A 17,629-nucleotide genomic window follows, 5' to 3' on the forward strand; every position below is an offset into this window, starting at 1 on the left:
AACAAGGGGCAAAACGGGCCAAACCCCCGATGGCGATAACTCTTTTACTTCGTTATAGCGGAATAACCTTGTAGCCAAGGGTATTTAATGATTACTTTATATAAGCTAAGCATAACTATCGCCTCTGGCTATTCTTAGGTTTCTAACGGTCATTACATGAAAAAAGCAGAATTCTACGCGGAATTAAAACGTGACTTAAGTGCCCTGATTGCAGGTGAAACGAATTTCATTGCTACTTTGGCTAATGCCAGCGCTTTACTTTATGAGCGTCTTGATGGGTTGAATTGGGCCGGTTTTTACTTGATCGACGGCAAACAATTAGTGCTGGGTCCTTTTCAAGGGAAAATTGCCTGTGTCCGTATTCCAATCGGCAAAGGCGTATGTGGAACTGCCGTGGCAGAAAACCGCGTTCAGCGAGTGGCGGATGTGCATGCATTCCCCGGACATATTGCCTGTGACGCCGCAAGTAATGCTGAAATTGTGCTGCCAATCACTGTGAAGGGTAAAATTATCGGCGTTTTGGATATCGACAGCATTGTTTATGATCGCTTTGATGACGCTGATGAATTGGGTTTAATCTCAGTTGTGGCGGGGCTTTGCGAGCATCTTGACCTGTGTGACAGTGAGAAATATGTCACACAGACTGCAAGTTGATATACGGATAACGTGGCAATTGCTGATGGCGTCATTATAATGACGCCTGTTCATGCCTGCGCTGGTTGGCAAACCCGTTGTAATCAGGAAATTTCATGGAAAATCAACCTAAGTTGAACAGTAGTAAAGAAGTCATAGCCTTTTTGGCTGAGCGGTTCCCGCTTTGCTTCACCGCCGAAGGCGAAGCACGTCCACTGAAGATCGGTATTTTTCAAGATCTGGTCGAACGTGTTCAGGGGGAAGAGAATTTAAGCAAAACGCAATTGCGTTCTGCGCTGCGTCTCTATACCTCAAGCTGGCGTTATCTTTATGGGGTCAAAGTCGGTGCTGAACGTGTTGATTTAGACGGCAACCCTTGTGGTGTGCTGGAAGAGCAACATGTAGAACATGCCCGCAAACAGCTAGAAGAGGCGAAAGCCCGTGTTCAGGCACAACGTGCTGAACAACAAGCTAAAAAGCGCGAAGCTGCCATTGCTGCGGGTGAAACCCCAGAGCCACGTCGCCCACGTCCGGCAGGTAAAAAACCTGCGCCGCGTCGTGAAGCGGGTGTGGCTTCGGAAAACCGCAAGCCTCGTCAGTCACCTCGCCCACCACAGGCTCGGCCACCTCGGCCACAGGCCGAGGAAAACCAGCCACGCCCTGTGCCGGTCACAGATATCTCTAAACTGCAAATTGGTCAAGAAATCAAAGTCAGAGCAGGTAAGAGCGCGATGGATGCAACCGTATTAGAAATCGCTAAAGATGGCGTACGGGTGCAGCTATCTTCCGGTCTGGCGATGATTGTGCGCGCAGAACACTTGCAGTTCTGATACGGAGGCCAACCTAGGCATGAACAAATTTGTCAGACTAACAGCAATCGCAGGCTTGTTACTGGCGGGGGCGAGTTACGCAGCGGATACCACCTATCGCATCGATCAGCTACCTCAACTGCGTCAGGAACCCGAGCATGCAACCGTGAGTGAGCGCGTAACATCGCGCTTCACTCGCTCTCACTATCGTCAATTTACACTGGACGATCAGTTTTCCGCCAAAATATTTGATAGATTCCTCAACATGCTGGATTACAGCCATAACGTGTTGTTGGCATCAGATGTGGCACAGTTTGCGGATAAAAAGCAGTCGCTGGATGATGAGTTAAAATCAGGCCAGTTGGACACGCCTTTCGCTTTATTCAATTTGGCGCAAAAACGCCGCTTTGAGCGCTATCAATATGCATTGTCAGTACTGGACCGGCCAATGGTCTTTACCGGTAATGACACCATTGATATTGACCGTGGTAAAGCACCTTGGCCTACCAGCGAAGCTGAGCTGAATAAGCTTTGGGACGCAAAAGTTAAGTACGATCAGCTTAATTTGAAATTAACCGGTAAAACGGATAAAGAAATCAAAGAGACGCTGACAAAACGCTATCAGGCGGCCATTAAGCGTTTGACGCAAAGTAATAGCGAAGATGTGTTCCAGCTAATTATGAATGCGTTTGCGCATGAAATTGACCCGCATACCAACTATCTGTCGCCACGTAATACCGAACAGTTCAATACTGAAATGAGCTTGTCTCTGGAAGGTATTGGCGCTGTCTTGCAAATGGATGATGATTACACCTTAATCAACTCTATGGTTCCAGGTGGCCCCGCGGCGAAAAGTAAAACTATCGCCGTAGGTGATCGGGTGATCGGTGTGGGTCAAACCGGTAAGCCGATGGTGGATGTGATTGGATGGCGTCTCGATGATGTCGTGGCACTCATTAAAGGGCCGAAGGGCAGTAAAGTGCGGCTGGAGATTTTACCGGCCGGTAAAGGTACTAAACCGCGCACTGTAACCTTGACCCGTGAACGCATTCGTCTTGAAGATCGCGCAGTGAAAATGTCGGTGAAAACTATCGGCAAAGAGCGTGTCGGTGTACTGGATATCCCTGGTTTCTATGTTGGCCTGACCGAAGACGTTAAGGTGCAATTGCAGAAGTTGGAGAAAGAGAATGTCAGTAGCATTATTATTGACTTGCGCAGTAATGGTGGTGGTGCTCTGACCGAGGCTGTGTCGCTGTCCGGTTTGTTTATTCCGAGTGGGCCGGTGGTTCAAGTGCGGGATAACAACGGCAAAGTGCGTGAAGACAGTGATACTGATGGCGTGGTGTACTACAAAGGCCCGCTGGTGGTATTGGTGGACCGCTACAGTGCATCCGCTTCCGAAATCTTTGCTGCTGCCATGCAGGACTATGGTCGTGCATTAATTGTCGGTGAACCAACCTTTGGTAAAGGTACTGTTCAACAGTATCGGTCGTTAAATCGTATTTATGATCAAATGTTGCGCCCGGAATGGCCTGCGTTAGGTTCACTGCAATACACTATCCAGAAATTCTATCGGGTAGACGGTGGCAGTACTCAGCGTAAAGGGGTAACCCCGGATATCGTGATGCCAACCGGTGTTGATCCGGCGGAAACGGGTGAGAGTTTCGAAGACAATGCCTTGCCTTGGGACAGTATCAATGCGGCCAGTTACGTCAAGAGTGGTGATCTGAAGCCACTGGAGCCGGAGTTACTGAAAGCACATACAGCGCGGATTGCCGCTGATCCTGAATTCCAGCATATTCAGCAAGATATTGAGCGTTATAAAGCGTTGAAAGAAAAACGCAACATCGTCTCTCTCAATTACGCTCAGCGTGAAAAAGAGAACCATGATGATGATGCCACGCGGCTGAATCGCTTGAATGAGCGTTTCAAGCGTGAAGGTAAAAAGCCACTGAAGTCATTGGAGGATTTGCCAAAAGACTATCAGGAGCCAGACCCTTATCTGGATGAGACTGTTCATATTGCTTTGGATTTGGCTCATAAAGAAAAAGCGCAGCCGCAAGTTGAATCACCACCAGCGGCAGCACCTGCGGCAAAATAAGTCAGCAGATAATATGAAGGATCCGGGCCTTAAAAAGAGCCCGGATTTTTTTTACGTTTTTTTCATCGCCGAATTTATCAATTGGCGAAAAAATAGCAAAATATGTAATGAAAAGTATCCAAATTTGTAAAGTTATGTTGATTTACTCTGTTAGAACTTAACAAGCCTTGAAAATTTATCAGATGCCCATACGATCAGCGTATCTCAGTAGTAATTTGGCTAAGTCATCATCCAGGATTATGCCAATTTTGACTTAAGACCCATGTGACTCAACACAGTGTCGACTTAAAACAATAAGGAAATAAATTTTTATGATGCGTATCGCTCTGTTCCTTCTCACCAACCTGGCAGTCATGTTGGTGTTCGGGTTGGTACTAAGCCTGACAGGTATTCAGTCCAGCAGTGTACAAGGGCTGATGATCATGGCTGGTCTGTTCGGTTTCGGCGGCGCATTTGTTTCGTTGCTGATGTCCAAATGGATGGCTTTGCGTTCAGTGGGTGGTGAGGTTATCGAACAACCGCGCAATGAAACTGAGCGCTGGTTGCTGGATACGGTACGTCGCCAATCTCAGCAAGCCGGTATTGCTATGCCACAAGTTGCTATTTATCAGGCACCGGATATTAACGCCTTTGCGACCGGGGCTCGTCGTGATGCCTCTTTAGTGGCAGTGAGTACAGGTCTATTGCAGAACATGAGCCGTGATGAAGCAGAAGCCGTTATTGCTCATGAAATTAGCCACGTTGCTAACGGCGATATGGTCACCATGACCTTGATTCAGGGGATTGTGAATACCTTTGTAATTTTCATTTCACGCCTGATTGCGCAAGTCGCGGCCGGTTTCCTATCAGGGGACCGTGATAATGAAAGCAGTAGCGCTGGTAACCCGATGGTCTACTTTGCCGTATCAATGGTCTTGGAATTGGTCTTTGGTATTCTGGCCAGCATTATCACCATGTGGTTCTCGCGCCATCGCGAATTCCACGCTGATGCCGGCTCAGCGAAACTGGTAGGGCGTGAGAAGATGATAGCGGCTCTGCAACGGCTGAAAACCAGCTATGAGCCACAGGAAGCAGGCAACATGATGGCTTTCTGCATTAATGGTAAGTCCAAAACCTTCAGCGAGCTGTTTATGTCACATCCGCCGCTGGACAAACGTATTGAAGCGCTACGTTCAGGCCAGTATCTGAAGTAGCCACCACCAACTCTTCTGATTAAAAACCCCGCCCGCCAGCGGGGTTTTTTTATTGCAACCCGAGTCTAGCCACGTTTCTGGCTTATGCGCAGCACACTCACCAATGCGGCGATACTGGCAAAGCAGCCAGCCAGCACCAGAGAAGCATGAGTGCCACTGGTTGAGAACAGATTGAACATTAATGCCACTAATGCCGCCCCAGAGGTTTGCCCGAGTAAACGGGCGGTGCCTAGCATGCCGCTGGCCCCACCACTACGATGTTGCGGTGCAGCAGAAATAATGGTGTGGTTATTCGGCGACTGAAACAGGCCAAAACCGGCACCACATAGCACCATCCGCCAGATAATATCCACATCACTCGGGTTGGCTGGCAGCAATGCTAGCAGGAACAAACCACTGGCAAACACCGCCAAACCTATCCCGCCTAATAATCCTGCATGATAACGTTCGACTAATCGCCCGGCTATCGGGGCTACCACCATGGTTGCCAACGGCCATGGGGTTAACAGCAGTCCGGTTGCCACTTCATCACGGCCCAGAACAGTTTGTAAAAAGAAGGGCAGTGACACCATTGCCAGCATTTGTGCGGCAAAAGAGCAAATAGAAGTGCCGATTGATAATGCAAAAATAGGAATACGCAGTAAATCAACCGGAAGCAGCGGGAAAGACTGACTAAGTTGACGGCGTACAAAGAAGAAACCAATTAGCAGCAATGCGATAATTTCAGCCGCTATCAGGGTTGGGCTTTGTCCCTGAGCAAAGCCACTGATAGCGGTTATCAGTAAACCAAAGGTCAGAGCATTCATCACACAACTGGTAAAATCGAAACGGTTACCGTTACTTTTCATATTATTGGCAGGCAAATACTTCATACCTAACAACCATGCCAACAAGCCGATGGGGACATTAATGGCAAACAGCCACTGCCATGAAGCAACCGATAGCACCGCCGCGGCAATGGTGGGACCGGCGGCGGCGGAAACGGCCACAATCAATGAATTAATACCGATACCACGGCCCAGTTGTGCTCGTGGATAAATAATCCGAATCAATGCAGTATTAACACTCATTAAGGCTGCTGCGCCAAGCCCTTGCAGCACACGGGCAAATGTTAGCGTCCATAAGGAGTCAGACAGAGCACAGAACAGCGATGTCACACTAAACACCAGTAAACCTGCCTGATAAACCCGCCGATAACCGATGATATCGCCCAGCGATGCCATTGAGAGCAACGACACGGTGATAGCTAACTGGTAAGCATTCACGACCCAAATAGACGTGGCTGGGCTGGCATTGAGGTCACGAGCGATGGTTGGCAAAGCTACGTTGGCGATAGTGCCATCCAACACCGCTATGGTAATACCGAGTGCAATAACCAATATTGCAGCATAGCGCTGAGGAACCGGCATGCCATCGTTTGATGATGGGATCATAGGTTTTATCTGTAAAAATAATGATGTAGGTAAGTGTTTATATGCTAACCAGTATTGTGCTTGAATGCATCCTTGCCAGCCGGCTTATTTGTAAATAGCGATGTGGTACAGTTATCGCAATCAGATTAACAGGCTGATAAGCACAGTAATTTGGCTAAATCAGTGAAAATAGAACCGCGATCACGGAAAAATGAAACATCGTTTCTATAATGTGAGATAGTAATAGCCTGACAAGTTCCTCTGCGGGCAAATTTTAATTCTCTGATGATTTTAAGGACTTTCCTGATGGCCAAAGGTAAACAAATCCCCCTGACATTTCACACATATCAGGATGCCTCTACCGGTGCACAAGTTACACGGTTAACGCCGCCTGATGTCACTTGCCACCGTAACTATTTCTATCAAAAATGTTTCACCCGTGATGGCAGTAAGTTATTGTTCGGCGGCGCTTTTGATGGTCCGTGGAACTACTACTTGTTGGATCTCAACACGCAAGTGGCAACACAACTGACAGAAGGGCGTGGCGACAATACCTTTGGTGGTTTCTTGTCACCTGAAGATGATGCACTGTTTTATGTCAAAGATGGGCGTAACCTGATGCGAGTCTGTCTTGCCACACTGGAAGAGAGCGTGGTTTATCAGGTGCCTGAAGAGTGGGTGGGTTACGGTACCTGGGTCGCCAATTCAGATTGTACCAAGTTGGTCGGTATTGAAATTAAACGCGAAGACTGGGTCCCCTTGACCGATTGGAAAAAATTCCACGAGTTCTATTTCACTAAACCTTGTTGCCGTTTGATGCGTGTTGACTTGAAAACCGGTGAGTCGGCGGTGATTTTGCAAGAGAATCAATGGCTAGGTCACCCAATCTATCGCCCTTATGATGACAGTACGGTCGCATTCTGCCATGAAGGTCCACACGATCTGGTTGATGCACGTATGTGGCTAATCAATGAAGATGGCAGCAACATGCGTAAAGTGAAAACTCATGCTGAAGGCGAAAGCTGCACCCATGAGTTCTGGGTACCCGATGGTTCGGCGCTGGTGTATGTCTCTTATTTGAAAGGCAGCCCGGATCGCTTTATCTACAGTGCTGACCCACAGACATTGGAAAATCGCCAATTGACCTCTATGCCGGCGTGTTCCCATCTGATGAGTAACTATGACGGTACGTTGATGGTCGGCGATGGTTCAGATGCACCGGTAGATGTACAAGACGATAGCGGCTATAAGATCGAAAACGATCCTTTCCTGTATGTATTCAACATGAAAAATGGCAGCCAGCATCGTGTTGCTCGCCACGATACCTCATGGCAGGTGTTTGAAGGTGATCGGCAGGTGACGCATCCACATCCTTCCTTTACCCCTGATGATAAACAAGTTCTGTTCACATCTGATGTTCATGGCAAACCTGCACTTTATTTGGCTACTTTGCCTGAATCAGTCTGGCAATAGTTAAATTTTGCACTAGCCTCTTTCATGGAAAGAGGCTAATTTGCTGTCTGCAAGGTTAATATCTTATTATTCACATTGGTTTATTGCACAGTCTCGCAACTTCCCTTTATAATAAAACCACTGTTCTATTTTTTTTAAAACATATTGTTTTATGAAACACAGAAAACTGAGTAGGGTAACCAAGAAATGGCTATTGCAGATCTAGATAAACAGCCCGACTCTGTGTCGTCGGTTCTGAAGGTTTTTGGCATCTTACAAGCATTGGGTGAAGAACGGGAAATTGGTATTACCGAGCTTTCCCAACGTGTAATGATGCCTAAAAGTACGGTTTACCGCTTTCTCCAGACCATGAAATCCCTGGGGTATGTTGCTCAGGAAGGCGAATCAGAGAAATACTCCCTTACGCTGAAGTTATTTGAGCTGGGGGCTAAAGCGCTACAAAATGTTGATTTGATTCGTAGCGCAGATATACAGATGCGTGAATTATCTAATGAAACTCGTGAAACTATTCACTTGGGTGCATTGGATGAAGACAGCATTGTTTATATTCATAAAATTGATTCTATGTATAACCTGCGGATGCATTCCCGTATTGGTCGTCGTAACCCACTGCACAGTACCGCAATTGGTAAAGTGTTATTGGCGTGGCGTGACCGTGGTGAAGTAGAGGAAATCTTGTCTCATATCGAGTTCACCCGTAGCACTAAACACACCCTGGATAGCGCGGCTGCATTATTGCCAGTGCTGGATCTGGTGCGTGAGCAGGGCTTTGGTGAAGATGTCGAGGAGCAAGAAGAAGGTTTGCGTTGTATCGCTGTACCTGTTTTCGACCGTTTCGGTGTGGTGATCGCGGGCTTAAGTATTTCATACCCGACGCTGCGTTTTTCTGAAGACAGCAAGAGTGACATAGTTAAATCTTTGCATCGCGCAGCACGTAACATCTCAGAGCAAATGGGTTACCGTGATTATCCTTTCTGAGGATAAAGCGAAATAGGGTAAATACTTTATAATTATTGGATATTTTTAATCAGCTGTTAATTATAACTATTTATTCCTTCCCAGCGATGCCGGACGGCTCCTTTAACCAGGAGCCGTTTTTTATTGGTAAATCCCCCGCGCCAAGGTGTAAGCGGCCCGACGTACCAAAATCAGTGATATGACGGTAAGCTGGGTTGTTAAAACAGCCATAACAGCAATTAATTTCTATGTATAATTATCAATCTAATACTATTTATTGTGTTTGGTATTATTCGGTCTTGTGATTTGTTAATTAAATGTATTGTTGACAGTCCATTTAATTCGGTTGGGTCACTATAACCGTGCTTAATCATATTATAGGGAGAAAAATGATGAGGAAGTTATTAAGCGCGGGTTTGTTACTGCTATTGGCGGGTTGTAGTAGCCCTCACAGTGACCGGCCGCATAAACTGATCGACCGTGATGATTATAAAATCGATACTAATCATCCATCAGTGGCTCAAAATGAACGAGTGCGTTTTTTAGTGCTTCATTATACTGCAACAGATGATGCTGAATCACTGCGAATACTGACTCAGGGTAATGTCAGTGCCCATTATTTGGTAAAAACACATCCCCAAAATGTTGAGGGCAAACCGGTTGTTTTGCAATTGGTGCCTGAAAGCCAAAGAGCCTGGCATGCCGGGGTGAGTTACTGGGAAGGGCGCACCAGTCTCAATGATACCTCTATCGGTATCGAAATCGTCAATAAGGGCTTCACTGAGAGGATGTTGGGTAGAAGGTGGTATCCTTACAATGAGTCTCAGATTGAATTGATTGAGCGCCTTACCAGAGATATTGTCGAGCGTTATAATATTGCTCCGATGAATGTCGTAGCTCACAGCGATATTGCTCCACAGCGAAAATCTGATCCCGGTCCGCTATTCCCATGGCAGCGTTTGGCGCAGCAAGGCATAGGCGCCTGGCCAGATGACGCAACAGTCGCTAAGTATATTGATGGTCGAAATAAGTATGATATCGGCTCAGTTACTGTTATTCAGCAGGCACTGGCCCGTTATGGTTATCAAATCCCACAAAGCGGCGTGCTGGATAATGAAACCATTCAGGTTATTAAGGCTTTTCAGATGCATTTCAGGGCGCAGAATATTCGCGGCGTACCAGATATAGAAACTGAAGCCATTGCTCTGGCGTTGGTCGAGAAATATCACCCATAGGGTAGTTGACGTCGCCAATTAATTAGCGGCAATAAGCACTTTAAAAGCAGAAAGCCAGTCATTTTACTGACTGGCTTTCTGAGCCATCACAATAGAGTGACTAATTAGCGTCGGTTACTGATGGGCTAAATCGCCATCATCGTCGCTGTTGAGAATCTCTTTATCGGTCTGTTTCATCAATTGGCTGGTAATGGTACCGGCGGTCATTGAACCGCTGACGTTCAGCGCGGTCCGGCCCATATCAATCAATGGCTCAACCGAGATCAATAAAGCAACCAATGTAACTGGCAAGCCCAATGCCGGCAAAACAATCAGCGCGGCGAAGGTTGCACCACCGCCCACACCGGCAACACCGGCAGAACTGATGGTTACAATCCCAACCAGTGTGGCAATCCATACTGGGTCCAGAGGGTTGATTCCCACCGTTGGTGCGACCATTACGGCCAGCATCGCCGGATAGAGGCCAGCACAGCCATTTTGCCCAATGGTGGCACCAAAGGAAGCAGAGAAGCTGGCGATGGACTCCGGGATACCCAAGCGGCGGGTTTGAGCTTCCACATTCAGCGGAATACTGGCGGCGCTGGAGCGGCTGGTAAAGGCGAAGGTCAGCACCGGCCAGACTTTGCGGAAGAACTTCAACGGATTGATGCCAGTGAATGACAGCAACACGGCGTGGACCACAAACATAATCGCCAGACCAAGGTAGGAGGCAACGACAAAGCTCCCCAGCTTGATAATATCTTGAATATTAGAGCCAGCGACAACTTTGGTCATTAGTGCCAATACGCCGTAGGGGGTCAGTTTCATCACCAGACGTACCAGTTTCATCACCCAAGCTTGCAGCGTATCAATAGCAACTAATACGCGTTGTCCTTTCTCGACATCATCTTTCAGCAATTGCAGTGAGGCAATACCGAGGAACGTCGCGAAAATCACCACGCTGATAATTGAGGTCGGACTGGCCCCGGTCAAATCGGCAAACGGGTTTTTCGGAATAAACGACAGGATCAACTGCGGCACTGTCAAATCCGTCACTTTGCTTAAGTAGTTGCTTTCAATGGCACTCAAACGTGCTGTCTCTTGCGTACCTTGTACCAAGCCTTCAGCGGTTAAGCCAAACAGATTGGTAACCAGCACGCCAACCAGAGCAGCAATTAAGGTGGTGAAAAGCAACGTACCGATTGTCAGTACGCTAATTTTACCTAGCGAAGAGGCATTATGCAGTTTAGCGACAGCACTCAAGATTGAGGCGAATACCAGCGGCATAACAATCATCTGCAATAATTGCACATAACCATTTCCGACAATATTAAACCAGGTGATGGACTCTTTCAGTACCGGGTTATCAGCACCGTATACCCATTGCAAGCCCAGACCAAACAGCACACCCAGTGCTAAGCCAACCAAAACTTTCTTGGCCAGACTCCATTGTTTATGCCGGGTTTGTGCCAATAGTAATAGCAGTGCTACAAATACCAGCACGTTAATCACAAGCGGAAGGTTCATCCCCATATCTCCAAATTATTATTTTAAATACTGGCACATATTCTATTACTATTTTTATCTAGAACAGAGCCAAGCACCGTCATGGTGCAATTAGCCGCATATGGTAGCAGTTCCTCTTCAGGCTCACTTATATCCAAAAGGAATGTTATATAAATTTTTACCCTGATTTGTATGGAATACATTCAAATTGGTGATTATTAACCCATTAAAATGTGATCACAGTCGGAAGTTTTTCAATTGTTCCATATAGGATAGCAAGGGAATGGTGGTATCAGTTTGCCAATAGACGGAAAAACAAACTAATAGAACACAGAATACGCGTTCTAATTGATTGCCTTTTTGTGGGCGTAATAGCGGGATACAGAATCGCCAGCGGCAAGGCCATAACAGCGGTACGCCAGCAGGTGTGAGCATATCCGCTAGTAAATGGCTGAAATAGCCAATAATCATTGCATGGAACGCATCTGCGGGAATAATCCAATCGCGTGAGATGTCCATTTGAAATAGTGCCACACCACCGATAACGGCCAATAGGCTATGGGTAAACCCACGATGGCCAAATGCACGGGCAATGGGGGTGGAGAGCCACTTTAACCGCTGGCCAAGGATTGACTTTGGGTGATCAATATCGGGTAGCAGGGAAGTTAGCAGGGCGCCAGGGATAATATGCCACCAGTCACCCTGTGCCAGTTCCGGTGTAAGACCGACTTTTTTGGCAAAGATAGCGCAGGCGACAGAAAAAATAAGGTGTCCTTCCCCTGTCATACTTGAATTCCGAGTCTGTAGCTGTTGATTTATCCAGTATATGAGATTTATCTTGGCGTGGATAGCCGTTACGCTGTAACTAAATGTCTCATTTTTCTCTGGCTGAGAGCAGGGAGTTTAACGTGAGTATTCAGGGGGGAAATATCAGGTCTTGGGCTGAAATGAAGTTACATTGATAAAAAAAGGGGAAAAGTGACCGGGAGTCGACTTTTCCCCAAAGTAATACGGGTATGGGCATAATTTAACAAATAATGATGAGGGTACTCATAACAACATAATAATTAGAAGCTGTACTGCACACCGACACGGTAGCGAGTTTGACGCTCGTCAGTCGTTTTGCTACCTGCTACGTTGCCGATAGCAACATATGGCTTCCAGTTTTTATCCCATTTGTAAGCAATTTTCAGATCATGACTCCATTCTTCTTTTTCTTTATTTGCCAGAATTTCATCTTCAGATTTCTTGTAGTTTAATTCGTATTCTGCTGAATAGTCTTTCAAGAAACTATAAGCAAACAGCATGGTGAACTCATGGCCTTTCTCTGTTGCTTTGGTCTGAGCTGGCTGGTTACGCTTGTAATATGGGCGATAACGCAGTGAGGTAGAGAAATCATCAGTAAAGGACACTTTACCGCGCAGGTAAGGGCGATAGTTGTTCGAGTCAGATGATGACTCTAATGAGAAACCAGGCTCAATCTGGAATGTTTTGTTGAATTGATAGACGTAGCTGGCAACCACTTCGGTACCATTACTGACTTGCTCATTAAATGGTTTATTAGGCGTAGTATCAGAGCTGTGCTGGCCCCATTTCCCTTCTAAAGATAAACCAAAACCATTGGCAAAACGGTTGGAGATCAGTAAACGGTCTTTATGATCAGATTTACTGGTATCTTTCATTTCATGCCGATAGTCAATTGTTGTTGCAACAGAACTAAAACTGATAACAGATGCCACTGCCAAAGTAAGTAATTTAAATTTCATTTTTTATATAATCCCAGGGTTATGGTTATTTAAAACAACAATCATTAACAAGTTTATAAAAATCAACATACGACTAAAAAACAATTCCACAATCAAAGAAACAACGTTTCACTTTATGTGGATTCATATTCTATTTATATGGATAATTATTTGTGTGATCCAGATCTTTCTTAGAGATTAATTTTTTAATCAGATATTAATTTGTGATGGCGATCTAATTGGCTATTATTATTTTTTATTTATAAAACAAAACAACCCCGCCAAATCAATGGCAGGGTTTAATAACCACTTAAGTTAAATAGATTTACAGATTATCTCATGGCGCGTTTCAGGATACGGTCACCTTGTTTATTAAAGTATTCCGCAGATTCTTCAACAGATTTCTGACCATAATCGATATATTGGATTGCATCTCGGAACAATGAAACGATTTGCGGGTCATCAAAGTATGGTGACGTTTTCATTTCATGTGGCAGTTCTAATGCCATATTTAAACCAGCAACAGATGGGTCTTCATCTTTAATTACACCGCTGGCACGCAGTTGAGTTACCGCAGTTTTACTCAGTGGTACACCACGCTCTAAGCCCATAGCATCAACACCTTCTTTGCTGTTAAGCAGGAAGTTGATGAGCATGGCACTTTCTTTAGGATACTTAGTCGATTTACCAATAGAGAGCATTTGAGCAGGTTTAAAGAACAGACCTGCATCTTTTGCCTCTGGCAACATCGGATAAGGGCCAAGTATCAATTTTGCTGGTTTAGTCAGGTTATCGGAATACTTAGTAATGGTGGAGTTCCACATATAAGTACCACCCCATTCACCATTAATCCACGGCTTCATTTCGTACATATTACTTTTGCCGAATGATGCATAGTATTTAGTGGATGGCATTACATGGTTATCAACCATTTTCTTATACATAGTAAAGAACTCAACCCACTGTTCTGGTGTATAAGCAAACTTTTTATTAGCTTCATCGATAGTCGGGGTGTTGTATTTTTGTGTCATGTAAGAGCGAATTAATGCCAGAGTATCCTGGTGCTCTAATACCACAGGGTAATATTGGTCACCCAGTTTTTCTTTAAATACTAAACCTGCTTTAAGTAATTCGTCCCACGTTTTAGGATACTCTAAACCAGACTTAGCCCAAGTCGCGTCATTAAAATAGAAAATACGCGCTGTCACTGAAATCGGGATACCGTTTAATTTGCCATTAACGGTAGTCTGTTGCAGTTCTTTCGGATCGAATTGAGCCAAATCCAACTGCTCTGACACTTTATTTAAGTCATAGAAGCCAGTGCCGTCTTTGGAGAAGATGGGCAACCAGTTCCAGTTTGTTTGCATAACGTCAGGTTCAGTTCCACCCGCAATTTGCGTCGTCAGACGAGAAAGATGACCGTCCCAGCCAGTGTATTCTGCTTTAACATTAATATTTGGGTGCTGCTTGTGGAACTCTTCCAGAGCCTTAAGTGTCATTTGATGACGCCCATTGCCCCCCCACCATGACATGCGTAGGTTAACGTCATCCTGTGCAAAAGCCTGATGTGATAATAAAGCCAGAGTGGATGCTATCAGCGTGTGTAGGATCGCTTTTTTCATTGGGTACTGCTCCTGTTAAAGAGAGATATTTTTTTCTGTTTTTGCATCAAAGATATGGCATTTATCCATATCAAATTGGAAGTACACGGTGCGATGCAGGCCACTTTCAATAATTGGCCGTGCTTCATCAGACGGTAAGCGACAAGTCAATTCAAAGTCGTCAACCTTGATGTATAAGAAGAATTCATGCCCCATGTTTTCCACACGAACTAATTCACCTTGCGAATGGTTATTGGCAAAGGGTTGTTGTGACATGCGAATAAATTCTGGACGTACACCAAAGAACACTTTTTCTCCGGCATGGGCGGCCACTTTGGCTTGCTGTTTTTCACTCAATACCAGAGTGTATTGGCCAACTGTCAGGCCAATCTGCCCCTCTTTTTCTACCAGCGTACTCGGTTTGATGTTCATTTCCGGTGCACCAATAAAACCTGCAACAAACATGTTGGTAGGGAAGTGGTAGAGATTATCCGGGGTATCAACTTGCATGATGTGGCCCAGTTTCATTACACAGATTCTGTCACCCATGGTCATGGCTTCGGTCTGGTCATGGGTAACATAAACAGTTGTTGCTGCTTTGCCGCTTTTTTTCAATTGCTTATGCAAATCTGAGATGCGGATACGCATTGAGGCACGCAACTTGGCATCGAGGTTCGACAACGGTTCATCAAACAAGAAAACATCAGGTTTTTTCACAATCGCCCGGCCTACTGCCACACGTTGTGCCTGGCCACCTGACAACTGGCGCGGCAGTCTGTCCAGCAGGTCTTCCAGCTCCAGGATTTTGGCCGCTTCTGCGACTTGCGCTTCAATCTGATCTTTTGGCAGCTTGCTCAGTTTCAGGCCAAAGGCCAGATTCTCTTTCACTGTCATGTGCGGATATAACGCATAGTTCTGGAACACCATGGCAATACCACGTGATTTAGGTGCCAGATTATTGACTACCCGATCACCAATTCGAACTTCGCCATCACTGATGGTTTCCAGACCTGCCAGCATGCGCAGAGTGGTGGATTTAGCACAGCCTGATGGACCAACAATAACCATAAACTCGCCATCATGGATTTTCAGATCAATGCCATGAACCGCGCGGAAACCGTTGGAGTAAACTTTGCCTAATTTATTGAAAATGACTTCAGCCATGATAAATCCTCTATTAACCTTTAATTCCGCTGCTGGTTACGCCTTGCACGAAGTAGCGTTGAGCCAGGAAGAAAACAATGATGGACGGCAGAATGGAGATGCTTGCCATTGCCAGAATTTCGTTCCACGGTGCGCCTTCGGTGACGTCAATTGACATCTTCAGAGCCAGCGCTATCGGGTACTTATCTACGCTGTAGACATAAATCAGTGGGCCGATAAAGTCGTTCATTGACCACATAAACTGGAACAGTGCGACAGAGATAATGGCCGGCTTCAAGATTGGCACAACCACATACCACAACACCTGTAGCGAGTTACAACCGTCGATCTGTGCCGCTTCTTCCATATCACGTGGTACACCACGCAGGAACTGAATCAGCATGAAGACGAAGAACCCTTGGGTGGCGAAGGCCGTCGGCAAATAAAGTGGTAAGTAGCTATTCAGCATGCCCATTTCACGGAACATGATGTATTGCGGAATCAATAACACAGTACTTGGCAGCAACATGGTGGTAATCAATGTTGCAAACCAGAATTTCTTCCATGGGATCTCAAAGCGTGCGAAACCATATGCCACGATAGTGGAAGAGATAATAGTCAGAATGACTTTCGGGATTACAAACTTAAAGGTGTTAAGCATGTAGTGACCGAAGTTATATTCAGTACCGGTTTTCCAACCATTAACGAAACCATCACTGGTTGCGTTTTCTGGCCATAATCCTAATGTGGTGAAAATTTCATTATTGGGTTTAAACGCCGCAGAGAACATCCACAGCAGCGGATAAAGCATCATCAGACCGACAATAATCAAAATGATGTAGCGGAAAGCAGCACTGACTTTTGCTTTGCGTTCTGTGCGGCTAATTTCCGCATTAGCAATTTCCTGCGCCAGATCTAATTTCTTCTGGTTGGAAGTTTGTTGTACGTCAGTCATTTTTTCCTCCTTTATCGGCGGAGTAGAAGACCCAATATTTAGATGATTTAAATGCAATTGAGGCGAAGAGGGCGACTACCAGGAATAATACCCAGGCCAGTGCAGCACCGTATCCCATATCAAAGTATTTAAACGCGGTATCATAGATATAGAGCGAGAATAAATACGTATAGTGAGTTGGTCCACCGTCGGTAATAACGTACGGCGCGGTAAACTCTTGGAACGCCTGCGTGGTTTGCATAATAAAGTTAAAGAAAATAACCGGCGTGATCAGTGGCACGGTAACTTTCATAAACATTTGCCATTTAGAGGCACCATCAATCATGGCTGCTTCATATTGTGACTGCGGTACGTTCTGCAATGCAGCCAAGAAGATAACCATGGCGGAACCGAACTGCCAGACACGCAGTAATGTCACGGATGTCAGCGCCAGCGCTGGTTCTCCCAACCAGTTGATGGCATCAAACCCGAACACGCCAATAAAGCTGTTTAACAGGCCATCAATGGCAAATAGGGCACGCCATAACACGGCAATTGCAACGCTGCTGCCGAGGATTGATGGAATATAGAAAGCAGTACGGAACAGGCCAATACCGCGTAATTTAAAGTTCAGTACAAAAGCGATCCCTAGAGCAAATGCCAGTTTTAAAGGAATAGTCAGAAAAACATAAGCGAATGTAACGCCCATGGATTTCCAGAATAAATCATCTTCAAGAATCATATGACGATAATTCTCGATCCCGTTAAATACGGGAGGGTTCATTAAGTCATACTCAGTAAAACTGAGAAAGAAGGATGATACAAAGGGGAAAGCCGTAAATATTATCAACCCGAGTATATAAGGCGATAAATAGGCTAACCCCAGCATTCTGTTTTCATTCATAATG

General features: G+C 45.6%; 15 protein-coding genes. 7 read left to right on the plus strand and 8 right to left on the minus strand.

Features of this window, described 5'->3' with window-relative positions; genetic code table 11:
* The first annotated feature begins 156 nt into the window (after window positions 1-156).
* From A6J66_004375 to A6J66_004390, 4 genes are all read left to right on the plus strand, one after another.
* On the plus strand, window positions 157-654 hold the full coding sequence (locus A6J66_004375; protein PNM23496.1) for a GAF domain-containing protein: 498 nt from the start codon (window positions 157-159) through the stop codon (window positions 652-654).
* 95 nt (window positions 655-749) lie between these two features.
* A complete protein-coding gene (locus A6J66_004380; protein ID PNM23497.1) occupies window positions 750-1,463 on the plus strand; it encodes an RNA chaperone ProQ in 714 nt (237 codons plus the stop codon).
* 19 nt (window positions 1,464-1,482) lie between these two features.
* Window positions 1,483-3,543, plus strand: a complete 2,061-nt coding sequence (locus A6J66_004385) for a carboxy terminal-processing peptidase (GenBank protein PNM23498.1) — start codon at window positions 1,483-1,485, stop codon at window positions 3,541-3,543.
* A 311-nt stretch (window positions 3,544-3,854) separates the two neighbouring features.
* A complete protein-coding gene (locus A6J66_004390; protein PNM23499.1) occupies window positions 3,855-4,736 on the plus strand; it encodes a protease HtpX in 882 nt (293 codons plus the stop codon).
* Window positions 4,737-4,801: 65 nt separating this feature from the next.
* Here the strand turns inward: A6J66_004390 and A6J66_004395 are convergent, their stop codons facing one another.
* Window positions 4,802-6,169, minus strand: coding sequence for an MFS transporter (locus A6J66_004395; GenBank protein ID PNM23500.1), 1,368 nt, complete (start codon window positions 6,167-6,169; stop codon window positions 4,802-4,804).
* Between the two features lie 285 nt (window positions 6,170-6,454).
* Here A6J66_004395 and A6J66_004400 point away from each other — a divergent pair, with 285 nt between their 5' ends.
* From A6J66_004400 to A6J66_004410, 3 genes are all read left to right on the plus strand, one after another.
* Entirely contained in the window at window positions 6,455-7,621 is a 1,167-nt protein-coding gene (locus A6J66_004400) for an oligogalacturonate lyase (protein ID PNM23501.1), read from the plus strand.
* A 186-nt stretch (window positions 7,622-7,807) separates the two neighbouring features.
* Window positions 7,808-8,599 carry a DNA-binding transcriptional regulator KdgR gene (locus A6J66_004405; protein ID PNM23502.1) on the plus strand — a complete coding sequence of 264 codons (792 nt, stop codon included), beginning with the start codon at window positions 7,808-7,810 and terminating at the stop codon, window positions 8,597-8,599.
* A gap of 371 nt (window positions 8,600-8,970) precedes the next feature.
* Window positions 8,971-9,813, plus strand: a complete 843-nt coding sequence (locus A6J66_004410) for an N-acetylmuramoyl-L-alanine amidase (protein ID PNM23503.1) — start codon at window positions 8,971-8,973, stop codon at window positions 9,811-9,813.
* A gap of 114 nt (window positions 9,814-9,927) precedes the next feature.
* Here A6J66_004410 and A6J66_004415 read toward each other — a convergent pair whose 3' ends face one another.
* From A6J66_004415 to A6J66_004445, 7 genes are all read right to left on the minus strand, one after another.
* Complete coding sequence (locus A6J66_004415; GenBank protein ID PNM23504.1) at window positions 9,928-11,325, minus strand: L-cystine transporter; 1,398 nt, start codon at window positions 11,323-11,325, stop codon at window positions 9,928-9,930.
* A 210-nt stretch (window positions 11,326-11,535) separates the two neighbouring features.
* Complete coding sequence (locus tag A6J66_004420) at window positions 11,536-12,084, minus strand: metal-dependent hydrolase (protein PNM23505.1); 549 nt, start codon at window positions 12,082-12,084, stop codon at window positions 11,536-11,538.
* A gap of 281 nt (window positions 12,085-12,365) precedes the next feature.
* Entirely contained in the window at window positions 12,366-13,064 is a 699-nt protein-coding gene (locus A6J66_004425) for a DUF481 domain-containing protein (GenBank protein ID PNM23506.1), read from the minus strand.
* 311 nt (window positions 13,065-13,375) lie between these two features.
* Window positions 13,376-14,665, minus strand: coding sequence for a carbohydrate ABC transporter substrate-binding protein (locus tag A6J66_004430; protein ID PNM23507.1), 1,290 nt, complete (start codon window positions 14,663-14,665; stop codon window positions 13,376-13,378).
* Window positions 14,666-14,680: 15 nt separating this feature from the next.
* Window positions 14,681-15,808, minus strand: a complete 1,128-nt coding sequence (locus tag A6J66_004435; GenBank protein PNM23508.1) for an ABC transporter ATP-binding protein — start codon at window positions 15,806-15,808, stop codon at window positions 14,681-14,683.
* A gap of 13 nt (window positions 15,809-15,821) precedes the next feature.
* Window positions 15,822-16,742, minus strand: a complete 921-nt coding sequence (locus A6J66_004440; GenBank protein PNM23509.1) for a carbohydrate ABC transporter permease — start codon at window positions 16,740-16,742, stop codon at window positions 15,822-15,824.
* Complete coding sequence (locus tag A6J66_004445) at window positions 16,735-17,625, minus strand: sugar ABC transporter permease (GenBank protein PNM23510.1); 891 nt, start codon at window positions 17,623-17,625, stop codon at window positions 16,735-16,737. Before A6J66_004445 ends, A6J66_004440 begins: the two co-directional genes overlap by 8 nt.
* Between the last annotated feature and the right edge of the window lie 4 nt (window positions 17,626-17,629).

This window comes from Yersinia enterocolitica, from assembly GCA_002082245.2.
GTDB lineage: Bacteria > Pseudomonadota > Gammaproteobacteria > Enterobacterales > Enterobacteriaceae > Yersinia > Yersinia enterocolitica_E.